The organism is Amycolatopsis sp. NPDC003676 (assembly GCF_053587275.1).
The window spans coordinates 156,583-172,303 of record NZ_JBSFNS010000001.1 but is presented as its reverse complement, the minus strand read 5'-3'; the positions used below and the strand labels follow the sequence as shown (position 1 = coordinate 172,303).

The 15,721-nt window shown below is 69.5% G+C and carries 15 protein-coding genes; 10 read left to right on the top strand and 5 right to left on the bottom strand.

What is annotated here, in order from left to right; translation table 11 throughout:
* Nucleotides 1-105 precede the first annotated feature (105 nt).
* Entirely contained in the window at nt 106-483 is a 378-nt protein-coding gene (locus tag ACWDNU_RS00790; protein WP_370937474.1) for a DUF2255 family protein, read from the top strand.
* 13 nt (nt 484-496) lie between these two features.
* Here ACWDNU_RS00790 and ACWDNU_RS00785 read toward each other — a convergent pair whose 3' ends face one another.
* The gene (locus tag ACWDNU_RS00785; RefSeq protein ID WP_449667151.1) at nt 497-1,567 is read right to left on the bottom strand and encodes a LuxR C-terminal-related transcriptional regulator; all 1,071 of its coding nucleotides are present in this window, start codon (nt 1,565-1,567) and stop codon (nt 497-499) included.
* A 168-nt stretch (nt 1,568-1,735) separates the two neighbouring features.
* Between ACWDNU_RS00785 and ACWDNU_RS00780 the strand changes: the two genes are divergently transcribed.
* Genes ACWDNU_RS00780 through ACWDNU_RS00755 form a run of 6 tightly spaced genes read left to right on the top strand, consistent with a single transcriptional unit; the run spans nt 1,736 to nt 9,678 of the window.
* Complete coding sequence (locus ACWDNU_RS00780) at nt 1,736-2,752, top strand: ABC transporter permease (RefSeq protein ID WP_449667150.1); 1,017 nt, start codon at nt 1,736-1,738, stop codon at nt 2,750-2,752.
* A 35-nt stretch (nt 2,753-2,787) separates the two neighbouring features.
* Nucleotides 2,788-3,864, top strand: coding sequence for a sugar ABC transporter substrate-binding protein (locus tag ACWDNU_RS00775; protein WP_449667149.1), 1,077 nt, complete (start codon nt 2,788-2,790; stop codon nt 3,862-3,864).
* A gap of 16 nt (nt 3,865-3,880) precedes the next feature.
* Nucleotides 3,881-6,073, top strand: coding sequence for an ABC transporter permease (locus ACWDNU_RS00770; protein WP_449667148.1), 2,193 nt, complete (start codon nt 3,881-3,883; stop codon nt 6,071-6,073).
* Nucleotides 6,070-7,128, top strand: a complete 1,059-nt coding sequence (locus tag ACWDNU_RS00765; protein WP_449667147.1) for a hypothetical protein — start codon at nt 6,070-6,072, stop codon at nt 7,126-7,128. The genes ACWDNU_RS00770 and ACWDNU_RS00765 overlap by 4 nt, the downstream gene beginning before the upstream one ends.
* Complete coding sequence (locus tag ACWDNU_RS00760; protein ID WP_449667146.1) at nt 7,125-8,612, top strand: sugar ABC transporter ATP-binding protein; 1,488 nt, start codon at nt 7,125-7,127, stop codon at nt 8,610-8,612. Before ACWDNU_RS00765 ends, ACWDNU_RS00760 begins: the two co-directional genes overlap by 4 nt.
* A gap of 16 nt (nt 8,613-8,628) precedes the next feature.
* Nucleotides 8,629-9,678: a zinc-dependent alcohol dehydrogenase family protein gene (locus ACWDNU_RS00755; RefSeq protein ID WP_449667145.1), complete on the top strand. Its 1,050-nt coding sequence runs from the start codon at nt 8,629-8,631 to the stop codon at nt 9,676-9,678.
* A 65-nt stretch (nt 9,679-9,743) separates the two neighbouring features.
* On the opposite strand, the gene ACWDNU_RS00750 is transcribed toward ACWDNU_RS00755, so the two are convergent.
* Nucleotides 9,744-10,649 (bottom strand): helix-turn-helix domain-containing protein, encoded by a 906-nt coding sequence (locus ACWDNU_RS00750; RefSeq protein ID WP_449667144.1) that lies wholly within the window; start codon nt 10,647-10,649, stop codon nt 9,744-9,746.
* A gap of 156 nt (nt 10,650-10,805) precedes the next feature.
* Between ACWDNU_RS00750 and ACWDNU_RS00745 the strand changes: the two genes are divergently transcribed.
* Nucleotides 10,806-11,738 carry an alpha/beta hydrolase gene (locus ACWDNU_RS00745; RefSeq protein WP_449667143.1) on the top strand — a complete coding sequence of 311 codons (933 nt, stop codon included), beginning with the start codon at nt 10,806-10,808 and terminating at the stop codon, nt 11,736-11,738.
* A 114-nt stretch (nt 11,739-11,852) separates the two neighbouring features.
* Here the strand turns inward: ACWDNU_RS00745 and ACWDNU_RS00740 are convergent, their stop codons facing one another.
* The 3 genes from ACWDNU_RS00740 to ACWDNU_RS00730 all read right to left on the bottom strand — a co-directional run bounded on the left by ACWDNU_RS00740 (nt 11,853) and on the right by ACWDNU_RS00730 (nt 13,754).
* On the bottom strand, nt 11,853-12,743 hold the full coding sequence (locus ACWDNU_RS00740; RefSeq protein WP_449667142.1) for an SDR family NAD(P)-dependent oxidoreductase: 891 nt from the start codon (nt 12,741-12,743) through the stop codon (nt 11,853-11,855).
* A 20-nt stretch (nt 12,744-12,763) separates the two neighbouring features.
* Nucleotides 12,764-13,000, bottom strand: coding sequence for a cupin domain-containing protein (locus tag ACWDNU_RS00735; RefSeq protein WP_449667141.1), 237 nt, complete (start codon nt 12,998-13,000; stop codon nt 12,764-12,766).
* A gap of 310 nt (nt 13,001-13,310) precedes the next feature.
* Nucleotides 13,311-13,754 (bottom strand): MaoC/PaaZ C-terminal domain-containing protein, encoded by a 444-nt coding sequence (locus ACWDNU_RS00730; RefSeq protein ID WP_449667140.1) that lies wholly within the window; start codon nt 13,752-13,754, stop codon nt 13,311-13,313.
* Nucleotides 13,755-13,847: 93 nt separating this feature from the next.
* Between ACWDNU_RS00730 and ACWDNU_RS00725 the strand changes: the two genes are divergently transcribed.
* Together ACWDNU_RS00725 and ACWDNU_RS00720 are read left to right on the top strand one after the other, a co-directional pair.
* Nucleotides 13,848-15,098 carry a bifunctional 3,4-dihydroxy-2-butanone-4-phosphate synthase/GTP cyclohydrolase II gene (locus ACWDNU_RS00725; RefSeq protein ID WP_449667139.1) on the top strand — a complete coding sequence of 417 codons (1,251 nt, stop codon included), beginning with the start codon at nt 13,848-13,850 and terminating at the stop codon, nt 15,096-15,098.
* A gap of 19 nt (nt 15,099-15,117) precedes the next feature.
* Complete coding sequence (locus tag ACWDNU_RS00720) at nt 15,118-15,573, top strand: NUDIX domain-containing protein (RefSeq protein WP_449667138.1); 456 nt, start codon at nt 15,118-15,120, stop codon at nt 15,571-15,573.
* The last annotated feature ends 148 nt before the right edge of the window (nt 15,574-15,721 follow it).

Below are 15,721 nucleotides of genomic sequence, written 5' to 3'. Positions count from 1 at the left end.
CGGCGACGCGGGCGTGGGAGGGGGCTGACAGCACCTCCCACGCCCGTCCGCGAGCGCCTAGCGTACGAAGCGAACCGTCCCGTTTTCGTCTCGAAGGAGCCCGCTATGTCGTTCGACCCCGAGATCCGCGACCGGATCGGCGCCGCGTCGGAGATCCAGATCAGCAGCTACCGTCGCGACGGTTCACTCCGCCGGTGGACCCCGATCTGGGTGGTCCGCTCCGGCGACGAGCTGTACATCCGGTCGGCGTTCGGCACGGAGGGCGGCTGGTACCGCTGGGCCTCGGCCAAGCAGCTCGCCCGGGTGCGAGTGGACGGAGTGGAGACCGACGTGTCTCTGCACCTCGAGGCGGACGCCGACACGAACGCCGCTGTCGATGCCGCGTACACGGAGAAGTACCGCAGCATGCCGAGCGCGCTGGCGCCCATGGTCGCCGAGACCGCCGCCGCCACCACGACCCGGCTGGAGCCGGTGCCCGCCTGAGCCGCGGTCCGGCTCAGTTCCGCAGCCAGTACGCGACCGCCTCCGCCCGGGTCGCCGCGTCGAGCTTGCGCAGGATGTGCGTGATGTGCGTCTTCACGGTCCCCTCCGAGATCGACAGCTTCCGCGCGATCGCCCGGTTCGCGTCGCCGCGCGCCATCAGGTCGATCACCTCCGCCTCGCGGGCCGACAGCAGCGGATGCCGCGTCAGGCCCGGCTCGGGCGGGGGAGCGATGCGCACGTCCGCGGCCAGCCGGGTCATTCCCGCCTGGAGCGAGGCGAGTCCTTCGAGGACGGACACCCGCGCCAGCGTCTCGCTGACGCCCTCCGCGTAAAGGTTCAGGACGGCTCGGTCGGTGACGTCGACCTCCCGGCAGGGCGAGTAGTAGCTGTCCGCGTGCAGCAGTCCGACGACTTTCCCGTACGCCCGCAACGGCGCGATGGCGTAGGACGTGCAGCCGGAGAGCGAGACGAGCTGCCGGTTGACGCGCGGGTTCTCCTGTACGTCGTACACGAGACCCGCGCGAGCGTGCCGGACGACATCGGATTCGACCAGCGAGCCGTCGAGCCGCGGCGGGGCCTCGCGGCCGGCAGCGAGCATTTCGTCGGCCAGCCGGGGATCCTGTTCGATCACCATGCGCCGCAGCACCCAGGTCGCATCGTCCACAGTGGAGACGAGCACGCGGTCGAACCCGATCGTGCAAGCCTCCTCGGCGGCGCGGGAGAGGAGTTCCTCGGCGGTCGACGAGGCGTGCAAACGGGTCAGCGCGCGGCGGACTCGGCGCATCGTCGCGACGCCGTCGGCGACCCTGGCATCGTCCACTCGGGACTCCAGCTCGCGGACCCGGCTCAGCAGCGCGGTCAGGCCGGGCAGCCGGTCCGGCGCGGGAGCCGAGCCCAGTTCGGCCATCGCGGCGTCCCAGACCTGGCCGAGCAGCCGTTTGGCGGGCAGCACCTCGGCGCAGCGGCCGACCGGCAGCAGCCGGTCGAGCACGGCGCTGGCGTCGAGTCCCAGCTCGCGGACCTGATCGGCCAGATCGGCGCTCAGCCGGACGCTGTCGAGCCGCGGAAAGCCGGTCGCGTTCATGGGCAGCTCCCTTGCGGAAATTCCGAACATTATATATCCGCGACGGGGCTGGGGCCAGTCGCCGCATCGGCCGTACGGGGTAACGGAATACGACCGGCGGCAGATGCGGCGACCCGGTGACGGCCGACACACTGGCCGCGCTGTCCCACCCATCGAACCGGGAATCCCATGACTACCGCATCAGTGGCAACGAAGCCACGCGTGTCGCTGCGGGCACGCCTCGGCGGCTTCGACCAGACCTATCTGGTACTCGGCATCACCGTGCTGCTCGCCCTCGTGGCGGGAGCGACCACGACGAATTTCCTCACCGCAGGCAATTTCGGCAGCATCCTGAACCTGTCCGCCGCGTTCGGCATCCTCGCGATCGGCGAGGCGATCGTCGTCCTCGGCAAGGGGCTGGACCTTTCGGTGGCCGGGATCGGGCTCGGCTGTGCGCAGGCGACGCTCGCGTTCATCAGCGAGGGCATGCCGGAATGGCAGGCGATCGCGCTGATGGCCGGTCTCGCGCTGGCGATCGGGCTGGTCAACGGCATCCTCGTCGCCGTCTTCGAGGTGCCCGCGCTGTTCGTGACGCTGGCGACCGGCATGCTCGCGATCGGCGGGATCGACATCCTGTTCCTCAGCCAGAACGTCTACGGGGTGCCCGCCGGGTCGTTCCTGTCGCACCTGAGCGGCGGCGGGGTGCTCGGCGTGCCGAGGCCGGTGCTCATCGCCGGCGGAGCGTTCCTGCTCGCCTGGCTGTTCGTCGCCTACACCTCGCCCGGGCGGCTGATCCGCGCGATGGGCGACAACTTCGAGACCGCCCGCTCGACCGGCGCGCCGGTGCGGCCGCTGCAGATCCTCACCTACGTGCTGTCCGCGCTGCTCGCCGCGGTCGCCGGGTTCGTGACGGTGTCGATCCAGGGCAGCGTGCAGACGACGGTGACGTCGTTCGACCCGATCCTGTTCACCGCGCTGACGGTGGTGGTGATCGGCGGGGTCTCGCTGTCCGGCGGGCGGGGCACGATCCTGGGCGTCCTCGCCGGCGCGCTGTTCGTGGGCGTGCTCAACAACCTGCTGGTGCTGCACGGGCTGAGCACCGCCGTGCAGGACCTCATCCGCGGCGCGGTGCTGGCCGCCGCGATCGCGTTCGACGCGTGGCTGCATCCGCGCAACGAGGAAACCGAGAAATCCGGGGAACTGTGACCGGCAACGACGCCGGGGAACGGAAGTAGAAGCACATGAAGATCACCAGGAAGCTGTCCGTGCTCGCCGCGACCGCGGCGCTGGGCACCGCGGGGCTGTCCGCGTGCTCGGTCGGCGGCGGGTCCTCGGACTCGGCCGCGGCCGCGACGAACGCGGTGTTCAGCGGCAACGAGCAGCTGATGCCGATGCGGCAGAAGTCGCACGACGCGTTGAAGGGCAAGAAGATCGCCTTCGTCCCGATTCTCTACAAGGGCTACAAGCTCACCGAGAACTGGGGCACCACGATGCAGCGCACCTTCGACGACGCGGGCGCGGAATTCAAGGTCTACGACTCGAACTTCAGCAGCGACCGCATGATCAACACGATCAACGACCTCATCGCGCGCAAGGCCGCCGACGTGCTCGTGCTGCAGAACCAGGACCTCGGGCTGCTCGACAACGCGGTGGACCGCGCGCAGAAGGCCGGGATCTACACGGTCATGCTGAACATGCCCTCCACCCGGCTCGGCGACGCGTTCGTCGGCGTCGACGTCTACGGCGCGGCCCAGTCGATCGCCAAGCGCGCGGTCTCGGACTGCAACTCCCGCAACGCCCCCAAGACCATCTCCATCATCGACGGACCCGGCAACGACCCGGCTTCGATCCTGTGGGACCAGGGCGTCAAGGACGTCGTGGAGAAAGAGGGCTACAAGACCCTCGTCGCGCACTCGCAGTTCCAGAACGCGCAGGCACAGGCCGCCGCCGAGTCGGTGCTGCAACAGCAGCAGGGCAAGGTGTGCGGCTTCATGGTCACCTTCGACCTGAACTCGGTCACCGTCGGGCAGACCGTCAAGGCCGCCGAAGGGCGCGGCCAGATCGCTCCGGGTTCGGTCGGCGTCTACACGCTCGACGCGGACAAGGACTGGTGCAACGCGCTCAAGCAGGGCGTGGTGACCGCTTCGGCGGCCTACGACGTGCAGGGCATCGGTGCCGCCGGTGCGGTCGCGGTGCAGAACCTGCTCACCAACGGGGTCAAGCCGGGCGCCTCGCATTCGGTCGCGTACGTGTCGAGCACGGTCGTGGACAAGTCGAACATCGACCAGACCACCATCGCCTGCTATCAGAGCAAGTGAGCGAGGACGAGGCCTGATGACAACGTCGTCTCCGATGCGCCGCAGCGGTTTCCGTCCGCTGCGGCGCGGGCTGGACGCCTTCGGCATGACCGGAGGCCGTCCTTCGGAAAGAATCGCCCGCTACCGCACCGTCTCGGATCTGTTCGAGAAGCGGTGGATGGAAGGCGCGGTGCCGCTGGTGCTGGCGCTCGCGCTGTGCGTGTACGTGATCGCCACGACCAACGTCGGGCCCGCCAACGCGCCGCTGGTGCTCGACGAGGTGTCCGAGTACGGGCTGCTCGCGATCGGGCTGACCGTGGTGCTGGTGGGCGGCGGCATCGACCTGTCGGTGGGGTCGATCGTCGGCTTCTGCGGGCTCGGCGCGATGGTCGCCGACCGCGTGTGGCTGTGGCCGACGGCCCTGGTCGTTCCGGCCGCGATCGTCGCGGGCGCGGTGCTCGGGGCGGTGAACGGGTACCTCATCGCGATCCTGCGGATGCGCCCGTTCATCACCACCCTCGTCACATTGATCGCCTTCGGCGGCGCGGCTTCGGTGCTGCAGAACGCGAACAGCACGCAGATCGGCGTCACGAAGCCGTCGCTCGTCTGGGACTTCTTCAACGACGGCCGGATTCTGGGCATCCCGACCGCGTGGTTCCTCTTCGCGGTGGTGCTGATCGTGGTGCATCTGGCGCTCACCCGGTCCCGCTGGGGCTGGTGGGTCACCGCGACCGGCTCGGACCGCCGCTCGGCGCGGCGCAACGGCATTCCGGTCACCGCCGTCACGTTCTGGACCTACGTGCTGTCCGGCGCGCTTTCCGGAACAGCCGCGATTCTCACGTCGGCGCGGCTGGCCCGGACCGACCCGAACGTCGGCAACAGCTGGGAAATCATCGCGCTGACCGCGGTGGTGCTCGGCGGCGTCAGCATCAAGGGCGGCCGCGGTTCCGTGCTCCGCGCGGCGGTCGGTGTGGCGGTGGTGACGATCATCGAGCAGGCGACCGTCTCGGACGGCGCGCAGGGCTCGTACTACACCGTCATCCTCGCCGCGGTGCTGCTCGTGTTCACCGTGCTGGACCTCAAATGGGGCAAGTACCGGCAGCGCGCGGTGGAGAAGCTGAAGATCGACCCGGCGCGGCTGCGGCTCGGCCCGCTGGTCGACGTCACGAAGCCGGGCACGGTCTGGTCGCTCAATCGCCGGCTCACCGACGCGCCTCCGGTCGGGCTCGGCAAGATCCGCGGCGCGGAGGACTGCGCGGTGGACGCCGAGGGGAACGTCTACTGCGGCGATCAGCGCGGCTGGGTGTGGCGGTTCCGCGGCCTGGAGGACACCGAGGGCGAGATCTTCTCGCGCACCGGCGGATTCCCGTGCGGACACGCGTGGGATCCCGACGGACGGCTGGTCGTCGCGGTCGGCGGCATGGGCATCTACCGCATCGGCGCCGACGGCGAACCCGAACTGGTCGCGAACAAGGTCAAGCGCAGTCCGCTGTCGCTGATCGACGATTCGGGGCTGCGCGCGATCGACGACCTGGACATCGCCCCGGACGGCTCGATCTACGCCTCGGACTTCTCCACCCGCACGAACACCGCGGACTTCCTGCTGGAACTGGTGGAATTCCGCCCGAACGGCCGGGTGATCCGGGTGACGCCGGACGGCAAGACCGAGGTCGTGGTGTCGAACTACGTGTTCCCCAACGGCATCTGCACCGCGCACGACGGCGAGTCGATCCTGATCTCCAGCACCGGGCTGTGCCGCGTCGACCGGCTCTGGATCGCCGGGCCGAAGAAGGGACAGCTCGAACCGGTGCTGGAGAACCTGCCCGGCTATCCGGACAACATCAACCGGTCCTCCGACGGCAACTACTGGATGCCGTTGTGCGCCATGCGGACCCAGATGTCCGACCTGCTCGGCCGCTACCCGGCGGTGCGGCGGCGGATGACCCGCGAGGCGGCGGTGGACAACTGGGTGGTGCCGCAGCTGAACACGTCGTGCGCGATCAAGTTCAGCGACCGCGGCGAGATCCTCGCCGTGCTGTGGGACGAGACGATGGAGAACTATCCGATGGTGACCGCGGCGAAGGAACGCGACGGGCACCTGTACCTGTGCGGCGTCAGCAACAACCGGATCGGCAGGCTCGAACTGGACCCGAGCGAGATCGGCGAGATCGACCCGGCCGCCGTTCCGGGGACGGCCAGTGTCCGCGAAGCAGCGGAGGCGGTGCGATGAGCCCGGTACTGGACACCGTGAAGGAATGGATCAACCCGAACTGGGGCCGTGCGCGCACGGTGCCCCCGATGGACACCGGACTGCGGCCGAACCTCCGGCTCGACGGAGCGGCGGAACTGCTGCCCGCGGGCGAGTACGAGCCGGACGACGTGGTCGTGACCGCCACGGGGTTGGTGTTCAGCAGCGGCAATCAGGTCTTCTCGGTGCGCGACGACGAGGTGACGCGGCTGGCTTCGTTCGGCGGCCCGGTGACGGCGCTGACCGTGCGAGACGAGCAGATCGTCGTGGCAATCGAAGGACGTGGCCTGGTCTCGGTGTCGGGCTCCGGCGAAACCGAGGATCTGTGTACGGACGCACCGGTCACCGCCTGCGTGACTGCGCTCGCGACGGACGGGTCCACGTTGCTGGCGACTGTCGGCTCGACAAAGATCGCGGAGTGGCCCCGTGCACTGGTCACCGGCGACCGGTCCGGGCTGCTCGTCCGGGTCGACGGCGCGCAGGCCGAAGTGGTCGCGGAGCGCCTCGCGTGGCCGTCGGGCGTCGGCATCGCCGGGGATGAAGTGCTCCTGTCGCTGAGCCTGGACCATCGCGTGGAAGCCCGGTCCGCACCAGGCAAGCGAGGCCGGGTGCTGAGCGCGAACCTGCCCGTCTATCCGGGGCGGGTGCACGTCGGCGGGGACGGCTGGTGGTTCGCCGCGCCCTACATCCGCAACCGGGTCACCGAATTGCTGCTGGACGAACCCGCGCTGCTGGCGGAGATGACGGAGACGATCAGCCCGGACGAATGGTTCGTCCCGCGCCTGCGCGCGGGCGACCCCTTCACTGACACGATGCAAATGGGGCAGCTGCGCGTGCTCGGCGTGGTCAAGAGCTGGGCCCCGGCGCGGTCGTGCGGCCTGGTGTTCCGGATGGATCCCACCGGACGCGTCGCGGAGAGCGCGCACGCGCGGGTCGACAGCCCGCGGCACGGCGTCACCGGGCTGACCGTCCACAACGGACACATGGTCGCGGCGGTGCGCGGCGGCCAGAACCTGCTGCGGCTGGAGGACGCATGAGCACGGTGCTGCGGCTGACGAACATCAGCAAGCGCTACAGCGGAACGTACGCGTTGGACGGAGTCGACTTCGACGTGCGGCCGGGCGAAATCCACGCGCTGCTCGGCGAAAACGGCGCCGGGAAGTCCACGATGGTCAAGATCGTCTCCGGCGCGGTCGCGCACGATTCGGGCACTCTGGAGGTCGACGGCGCCGCCCGGGCGTTCACGACTCCGCGCGAATCGGTCGAGGCCGGGGTGGCGATGGTCTACCAGGAAGGCTCGCTGGTCGAGTCGATGACCGTCGCCCAGAACCTGTTCATGGGCGACGAGAAGGTGTTCAACAACCTCGGCCACCTGAACGTCGTGGCACGCGAGCTGCTGGAATCGCACAACTTCCACATCCGCCCGGACGTCCCGGCCGGCGCACTCGGCGTCGGGCAGAAGCAGATGGTGGAGATCGCCCGCGCGGTGCACCGCAACGCGAAGCTGGTGATCCTCGACGAGCCGACGTCGTCGGTGACTCCGGAGGAGCGGCTGCAGCTGTTCCTGTCTATGCAGCAGCTCAAGAAGCGCGGAATCGGCGTCATCTTCATCACGCACATGCTCGACGAAGCGTTCGAACAGGCGGACCGGATCACCGTGCTGCGCGACGGCGTGGTCCAGGGGACGCTGGAGCGGCCGGAGTTCAGCCGCGATCGCGTGGTGAAGATGATGGTCGGCCGCACGGTCGAGATGGGGCGGGTGGAGCCGAACCGGGCACCCGAGCCGACGCCGACGCTGCAGGTCGAGGACGTGACGTTGCTGCCGGTGGTGCGGAACATGGCGTTTTCCGCCTACGCCGGGGAGATCGTCGGCATCTACGGCCTGGTCGGCGCGGGGCGCAGCGAGACCGCGATGATCGTCAGCGGGATCCTGAAACGGCGGCGGCTGCGCGGCGGCCGAGTGCGGCTCAACGGCGAGCCGGTGCGGTTCCGCACGCCCCGGCAGGCGCGCAAAGCCGGGATCGTCTACATCACCGAGGACCGGAAAGCCTCCGGGTTCTTCAGCCACCTGACGATCGCCGACAACATCTACCTCGGGCACCTCTGCGGTGCGCGGCGCTTGCCGTTCCTCTTCCGGCCCGGTTCGCGCACATCGGTCGCGAAACGGTTCGTCGAACAGTTCCAGGTCCGCACGCTGCGGCCGACGAAGGCGACCGTCGAGGAGCTGAGCGGCGGAAACCAGCAGAAGATCGTGCTGGCCAAGGGCCTGACGCGGAAACCGCTCGTCGCGATCATCGACGAGCCGACCCGCGGCGTGGACCTCGGCACGATCCCCGAAATCCACGCGATGATCCGGGCGCTGGCCGACGACGGGGTCGCGGTCGTGGTCATCTCCTCGTACCTGCCGGAGATCCAGGCGCTGTCCGACCGCGTGCTCGTGGCGCGCGCGGGCAGCATCGCCGCGGAGTTCTCCCCGGAGGAAGCCGACGAGGAAAGCCTCATGTTCGCCGCAGTGCACTGACAAGGACGGAAATCTCATGCGCGGAGTCATTTTCCAGGGAGATCGGGTCCTCGAGATCCAGACCTTCGCCGATCCCGAACCCGGCCCGGACGAAGTGGTGCTGGAGATGAAAGCGTCCGGGATGTGCGGCAGCGATCTGCACTTCTACCGGGCTCCGGCCGGGCAAGCGCTGGCCGCGTTCGGGATGACCGGCGACGACGCCGGATTCATCGGCGGGCACGAGCCGTGCGGCGTCGTCGCCGCGATCGGCTCGGCGGTCGACCCGCGCGCGGTGAAGGTGGGGGACCGGATGATGGTCCACCACTACGACGGCTGCGGATTCTGCGACCTGTGCCGGACCGGCTGGCCGCAGATGTGCGAACGCGGCAACGTCATCTACGGCGCGACCGCGCACGGCGGGCACGCCGACTACCTCAAGGTGCCCGCACGGACGCTCGTGCCGCTGCCGGACGAGCTGAGTTTCGCCGCCGGCGCCGCGATTTCGTGCGGCACTGGCACCGCCCACGGAGCGCTGACCCGGCTCGACGTCAACGCACGCGACACGCTGGCGGTCTTCGGCCAAGGCCCAGTCGGTCAGGCCGCAGTGCAGCTCGCCGCGGCAATGGGCGCGGAGGTCGTCGCGGTCGACATCGCGGCGGAACGTGTGGCGCGGGCGAAGGACTTCGGCGCGGCGCACGCGATCGACTCCACCGCCGTCGACCCGGTCGAGGCGATCCGGGAGCTGACCGGAGGCAAGGGCGTGACCAAGGCGCTCGACTGCTCCGGAGCACCACCGGCGCGGGCCGCGGCGGTGAAGTCCGCGGCGAAATGGGGCACTGTCGCGTTCGTCGGCGAAGGCTCGACGGTGACGCTCGACGTCAGCCCGGACCTGATCCGCAAACAGCTGACAGTGGTCGGCTCGTACACCTTCTCGCCGGTGGGCCAGGCGGACTGCGCCCGGTTCATCGCCCGGCACGGGGTTCAGGCGGACCTGGTCTTCACCGACCGCTGGCGGCTGGACGACGCGGTGGCGGCCTATGCCGCCTTCGACAAGCAGACCGGCGGCAAGGCGGTCATCGAGTTCTGAGGCCGAGAAGCGCCGGTGGATCTGAGACCCACCGGCGCTGCACCCGGAACGAGACGACCAGTTCGCTAGGCTTGAGCCCGGCGGTCGTCGTCCGCTGTCTCGTGCCCCGCGAAGGGCACCTCCGGTCCGGCTGCCTCGCTCGCCGTCCAACTGGACAGCAACTGCAGCGCCTCGGCTGAAGGGGAGCCGGGTTCGGCGGTGTAGCCGATCAGGGTGAGGCCGGGCGCGGAGGCGACCTGCAGGCCTTCGAACCGCAGCGTCAGCTCGCCGACGACCGGGTGGCGGAACAGTTTCGTCCCCCGCCGGTGCGCCTTCACGTCGTGCGCCGCCCACCGGGTGCGGAACGCTTCGCTACGGGTCGCGAGATCCCCGATGAGCCCGGTGACCGCTTTCGAATACGGTGCGCGGGCCGCTTCGACGTGCAGCAGGGCCACCGCGTCGTCGGCGGCCTTCTTCCAGTCCGGGAAGACTTCTTCGGCGCGGTCGTCGAGGAAAATGAACCGGGCGAGGTTCGGCGGGTGCGGGGTGCGCTCGTAGACGACGCCGTAGAGGGCGCGGCCGAGCGCGTTTGCCGCGACCACGTCGAGGTGTCCGTTCTGGACGATCGCGGGGGCGTTGACCATCGTGTCGATCAGCGCTTGCACCCCCTCCGGCACCGGCTGCCGGACGGTGCGGCCGGGGCCGGACCGTTTCCCGGCGGCGCGGGCGAGGTCGAACAGGTGCGTGGTTTCGGTGTCGTCCAGCTGCAGCGCCGTGGCGATCGCGTGCAGCACCTCGTCGGAAACGCCGGACACGCGGCCGCGTTCGATCTGCACGTAGTACTCAGTGCTGACTCCGGCGAGCCGGGCGACTTCCTCGCGGCGCAGCCCGCTGACCCGCCGCCGCCCGCCCGCGATGATTCCCGCCTGCTCAGGCGTGATTTTCGCGCGGCGGGTCATCAGGAATTCCCTGAGGTCGTTGGCGATCTCCATGCTTCGAGGGTAAACGCGGAACGCCTGCGGAAGGAGGGGCTGCCGGTACCCCCGACAAGCGGCATCTGCCACGCCCGCGCGAACCGCCGCAGAGTGGGTATCAGCAGCCCGGGCCGCCTGGTTCGGGACACCGAAGACGTGCAAGGAGTGAGTGCAGTGACGTCTGTGGAGGCAGTTACCTTCCCGAACGACTCGATCACCATGGCGGGAAACCTGTACCTGCCGGACGGGTTCGACCTCAAGGGCAGCTACCCGGCGGTCGTGGCCGTGCACCCGGGCGGCGGCGTGAAGGAGCAGACCGCGGGCCTGTATGCGGAGAAGCTGGCCGGGCAGGGCTTCGTCACGCTCGCGTTCGACGCCTCGTTCCAGGGCGACAGCGGCGGCGAGCCGCACCACCTGGAGGACCCGGCCGCGCGCGTGGACGACGTCCGGGCGGCGGTGGACTACCTGCAGACCCTCGGCTATGTCGACGCCGAGCAGATCGGCGGCCTCGGCGTCTGCGCCGGTGGCGGCTACCTGGTCAACGCCGCGTTGACGGACTACCGGATCAAGGCCCTCACCACGGTCAGCGCGGTGAACATCGGCACCTCGTTCCGCCGCAACTGGTACGGCACCGACTCCGACGCGGCCGCAGTCCCCACGCTGCAGGCCGTGGCGCAGCAGCGCACGGCCGAAGCGAAGGGTGCGGAGGCGGCTTACTTGCCCTATGTGCCTGCCGAGCCGGACGAGAACACCCCGCGCGACATGGTCGAGGCGAGCGAGTACTACCTGACCCCGCGCGCTCAGCACCCGAACGCGAAGAACAAGTTCCTGTTCACCAAGAGCGTGTCAAGGATCTTCACCTTCGACGCGTTCCACATGGTCGAGGACCTGCTGCAGCAGCCGCTCCTGGTGGTCGCGGGCAGCGACGCCGGTTCGCTGTGGATGTCCGCCGAGCTGTACGGCCGCGCCCGCAGCCCGAAGAAGCTCGTCGTGGTCGAGGGCGGCGCGCACATGGACTTCTACGACGTGCCGAAGTACGTCGACCGCGCGGTCGCCGAAGCGGTCCCGTTCTTCCGGGAAAACCTCGCCGCCACCCGCGGCGAGTAAACCGGTAGAGGCGGTCCTGCCGGACACACCGGCGGGACCGCCGTCCGCGGCGTTCGGAAGTGAAGTCCCGGCGGAGCCGAGCTCCGCCGGGACTTCGGTTTCTCCGCGGGAGAATCACTTTCCCACGGCGGAAAGGTCCTGCTTGTCGATCGTGGCGAACGGGGTGTGGGTGGCGGGGTCGAGGATCTCGTCGATGTGCTGCTGCACCAGTTCCGGCGTCAGGTCCTTGCTCGCGAACCCCTGGTTGAAGCCGAGCACGAGGCGTTGTACCTCGCCGCCCTGCGCCTGCAGCACTTCGCCGTTGATCGCGCAGTCCTCGTGGGCGAGGTAGGCGACGACCGGGCTCACCAGCGAGGCGGGCAGGTTGTCGCGCATGAACTGCTTGAAGTCGTCGGGCAGGTCCGCCTCGTCCGACATGCGGGTCGCGGCGGTCGGCGCGATGGCGTTCACCTTGATCCCTGCTTCCTGGGCCTCGAAGGCCAGCGTCCGGGTGAATCCGAAGATCGCGCCCTTCGCCGAGACGTACGGGGTCTGTTGCGGGAACCCGATGAGGGTGGGGGAGGTGGTGTTGACGACGCGGCCCGATCCGCTCTGGATCAGATGAGGCCACGCCGCGGCGGTCACCCCTGCCATGCCGAAGAAGTGGACCTCCATGTGCCGGCGGAGCGATTCCATGACGTCAGTGCCGAACTGGTGCACCTGATTGATGCCGGCGTTGTTGACCACGATGTCGAGGCGGCCGAACGCCTCGATCGCGGAGGCGACGATCCGCTCGGGATTCTCGGAGACGGAATCGAAGTTCGCCACCGCGCGGCCGCCCGCCGCCGCGATCTCCGCGACGACTTCCTCGGCGGGCGCCGCGCTCGAACCCGGGCCCGCCGCCGATCCTCCGAGGTCGTTGACGACGACGGCGGCGCCTCGCGCCGCGAGCAGTTTGGCGTGCGAAGCCCCGAGACCGCGGCCAGCACCGGTGACGATCGCGACCCGATCGGTGAAATTCAACATGACGATTCCCCTCGTGCAGGCTACTGGCGGCCCGGGTACATGACGGCCACCATGGTGACCGGCTTGTCGGTCTTGTTGCTCCACGCGTGCTTGATTCCCCGGTTGATCACCGTGTCGCCCGCTCGCAGGAGCACCTCGCCGGTTTCGTAGACGGCGTGGATCTCGCCGTCGAGGATCGTCGCGACATCGATCGTCGGGGTTTCGTGCAGGCCGGCCACCACTCGGCGAGCCGTCTTGTCCGGATGGTTGCCGCTCATCACGATCTCCCGGCCTGTCGTTCTGTGCGCGACAGCTATCGCGCCGTGTTGCATTATATATTATATGAGTTGTCAACTGATCGGTGACGGCGGCGATGCGGTCGTTGATCGTGGGCGGGCCGATCACCGTGGCGACGGCGGAGTCGTCGCGGGCCGCGGGCATGGACGGCGTCCGCGGCTTCGTCCGGCGAGACCGTGCGGGCTGCTCGCCGGGCAATCCACGATGCGGGCCGGCCCTCGGCGGAAATCCTCGGCGCGCCGTGGATCGGCACGAGTCTCGCCGCGCCCTGCCTCGGCGAGGAGCGGTCCGTCACTCCCGGCACCGCATCAGCGACACCATCTCCCCGGCCTGGACCACCGTGTCCTCTTGGTTCACCACTTCCACGCGCTGGACCACGACGCCTCGGCTCGGGTTGGAAGTCCGGCGGGCCTCGGTGACTTCGTTGCGGACCCGGATGGTGTCGCCGATGCGGACCGGGGCCAGGAACTGCCACGAGCGGATCTCGAGGAAGGCCAGCAGGGTGTCGTCGAAGTACCCGGTCCGGGCGCGCAGTCCGACGGCCATCGACAGCACCAGCGCGCCATGGGCGATGCGCTCGCCGAACGGTGTCGCGCGGGCGTGTTCGGCGTCGGTGTGCAAGGCGTGCACATCCCAGGACAAGCCGGAGAACGCGACCAGATCAGTCTCGGTGACGGTGCGGGCCGGGGTCTCGAACGCGTGTCCGACAGGGAGGTCTTCGAACCATTTTCCCATGCGGTGCCTGCTCCTTCGGTCGACTGCGGGGACCCGTGCTATGTTCATACTAACCGGTCGGTACTTGAAGGCAAGCGGGAACGGAGGCACGGCATGGTGGACGCAGTCGCACCCGAGCGCGGCGAGATCGCGTTCGACACGGTGGCCGCGGCGGTCGCCGCCGTTCGCGCGGGGCGGCCGGTGGTGGTCCTCGACGACGAGAACCGGGAGAACGAGGGCGATCTCGTCTTCGCCGCCGAACTGGCGACGCCGGAGTTGCTGCACTTCATCGTCCGTTACACGTCGGGGTTCGTCTGCGCCGCGTTGCCGGGTGCCGACTTGGATCGGCTCGACTTGCCGCCGATGACTCCCGTCAACCAGGATCCTCGTGGCACGGCGTACGCCGTGACGGTCGATGCGAAGAACGGCGTGTCCACCGGAATTTCGGCGCGGGACCGGGCGCGCACGATCCGGTTGCTCGCGGATCCGGAGACCGTTCCGGCCGACCTGTCGCGGCCGGGGCACGTCGTCCCGCTGCGCGCCGTCGCCGGGGGAGTGCTGCGGCGCTGCGGGCACACCGAGGCATCGGTGGACCTGGCCAGGCTCGCCGGGCTGGCGCCTGCCGGGGCGTTGTGCGAGCTGGTCAACGACGACGGGACCATGATGCGCGCGCCGGAATGCCGCCGGTTCGCCGACGAACACGGGCTCGCGATGATCTCGATCGCCGACCTGGTGGCGTACCGGCGCCGGACGGAAACGCAGGTCGAGCGAGTCGCGGACACGCGCATGCCGACCGCGTCCGGGATGTTCCGGGCGGTCGGGTACCGATCGGCCCTCGATGGCCGGGAGCACGTCGCGTTGGTGTTCGGGGACCTCGGCGACGGCGAGGACGTGCTGGTCCGGGTGCATTCGGAATGCCTGACCGGGGACGTCTTCACGTCGCTGCGCTGCGATTGCGGGACGCAGTTGCAGGCGGCATTGCAGACCGTCGCGCGGGCGGGCCGGGGAGTGGTGGTGTATGTCCGCGGGCACGAGGGCCGCGGAATCGGCCTCCTCGACAAGCTGCGCGCGTACGAACTGCAGGACGCCGGAGCGGACACAGTGGACGCGAATCTCCAGTTGGGTTTCCCGGCCGACGCCCGCGACTACTCCGCCTGCGCGCACATCCTGGCCGATCTCGGCGTGCGGTCGATGCGGCTGCTCACCAACAACCCGGCCAAGCTCGCCGGGCTCGCGGGCTGCGGGCTGTCCGTGCTCGACCGGGTTCCGCTGGAAATTCCGGCCACCGCCGACAACGTCGCGTACCTCCGGACCAAGCGCGATCGGATGGGACACACGCTGCGGCTTGGCGAAATGTGCGTCTGACCCCGCGGGAGGAGCGGCCGTGCCGGACGAATGGTTCGTGGCCGCGGACGGACGGCGCCGCTGGGGCAGGCACGGCGCGGCGGGCATCCTGGTCGTGACCCGGCCGCCGCGCCGGATGCTGCTCGTGCGCCGGGCCGGCTGGGTGCACGGCGGCCGCGGCCAGTGGTCGATCCCGGGCGGGGCGCTGCTGGCGGGGGAGACGGCGGACGAGGCCGCGGTGCGGGAATTCGCCGAGGAGATGGGCGGACTTCCGGGCGGATGGCGGCCGCTCGCGCGGTACGTGGACGAAGTTGTGCCCGGAGAATGGAGCTACACCACCATTCTCGCCGAGGCGTCCGAAGCGCCGGACTACTCGGCGACGCTGTCCGACGAGCACGACGCGCACGTGTGGGCCGCGGTCGAGGACGCGCGCCGGATGGACCTGTTCGCCCCGTTCGCCCGGGTTCTCCCGCGTCTGCTCGAAGCGCTGGAATAGCAGGTCAGCGGACTCTTCCGCGCTACGTACGCAGGGCAGGATACGTAGCGGTTGGGTAGTCGCACGAAGGCGCGGCGGCCCGGTCTCGTGAGTGAATCCACGGTGACGCCGATCACCGACCGTCGTAAGTACCGACTAGTCGGAATTA

Bases quoted from the DNA above. Each gene is read 5' to 3' on its own strand.
- ACWDNU_RS00790 (WP_370937474.1), top strand. From the start codon at position 106: ATGTCGTTCGACCCCGAGATCCGCGACCGGATCGGCGCCGCGTCGGAG.
- ACWDNU_RS00730 (WP_449667140.1), bottom strand. From the start codon at position 13,754: ATGGGAAAATGGTTCGAAGACCTCCCTGTCGGACACGCGTTCGAGACC.
- ACWDNU_RS00760 (WP_449667146.1), top strand. From the start codon at position 7,125: ATGAGCACGGTGCTGCGGCTGACGAACATCAGCAAGCGCTACAGCGGA.
- ACWDNU_RS00735 (WP_449667141.1), bottom strand. From the start codon at position 13,000: ATGAGCGGCAACCATCCGGACAAGACGGCTCGCCGAGTGGTGGCCGGC.
- ACWDNU_RS00755 (WP_449667145.1), top strand. From the start codon at position 8,629: ATGCGCGGAGTCATTTTCCAGGGAGATCGGGTCCTCGAGATCCAGACC.
- ACWDNU_RS00750 (WP_449667144.1), bottom strand. From the start codon at position 10,649: ATGGAGATCGCCAACGACCTCAGGGAATTCCTGATGACCCGCCGCGCG.
- ACWDNU_RS00765 (WP_449667147.1), top strand. From the start codon at position 6,070: ATGAGCCCGGTACTGGACACCGTGAAGGAATGGATCAACCCGAACTGG.
- ACWDNU_RS00785 (WP_449667151.1), bottom strand. From the start codon at position 1,567: ATGAACGCGACCGGCTTTCCGCGGCTCGACAGCGTCCGGCTGAGCGCC.
- ACWDNU_RS00770 (WP_449667148.1), top strand. From the start codon at position 3,881: ATGACAACGTCGTCTCCGATGCGCCGCAGCGGTTTCCGTCCGCTGCGG.
- ACWDNU_RS00780 (WP_449667150.1), top strand. From the start codon at position 1,736: ATGACTACCGCATCAGTGGCAACGAAGCCACGCGTGTCGCTGCGGGCA.
- ACWDNU_RS00775 (WP_449667149.1), top strand. From the start codon at position 2,788: ATGAAGATCACCAGGAAGCTGTCCGTGCTCGCCGCGACCGCGGCGCTG.
- ACWDNU_RS00725 (WP_449667139.1), top strand. From the start codon at position 13,848: ATGGTGGACGCAGTCGCACCCGAGCGCGGCGAGATCGCGTTCGACACG.
- ACWDNU_RS00740 (WP_449667142.1), bottom strand. From the start codon at position 12,743: ATGTTGAATTTCACCGATCGGGTCGCGATCGTCACCGGTGCTGGCCGC.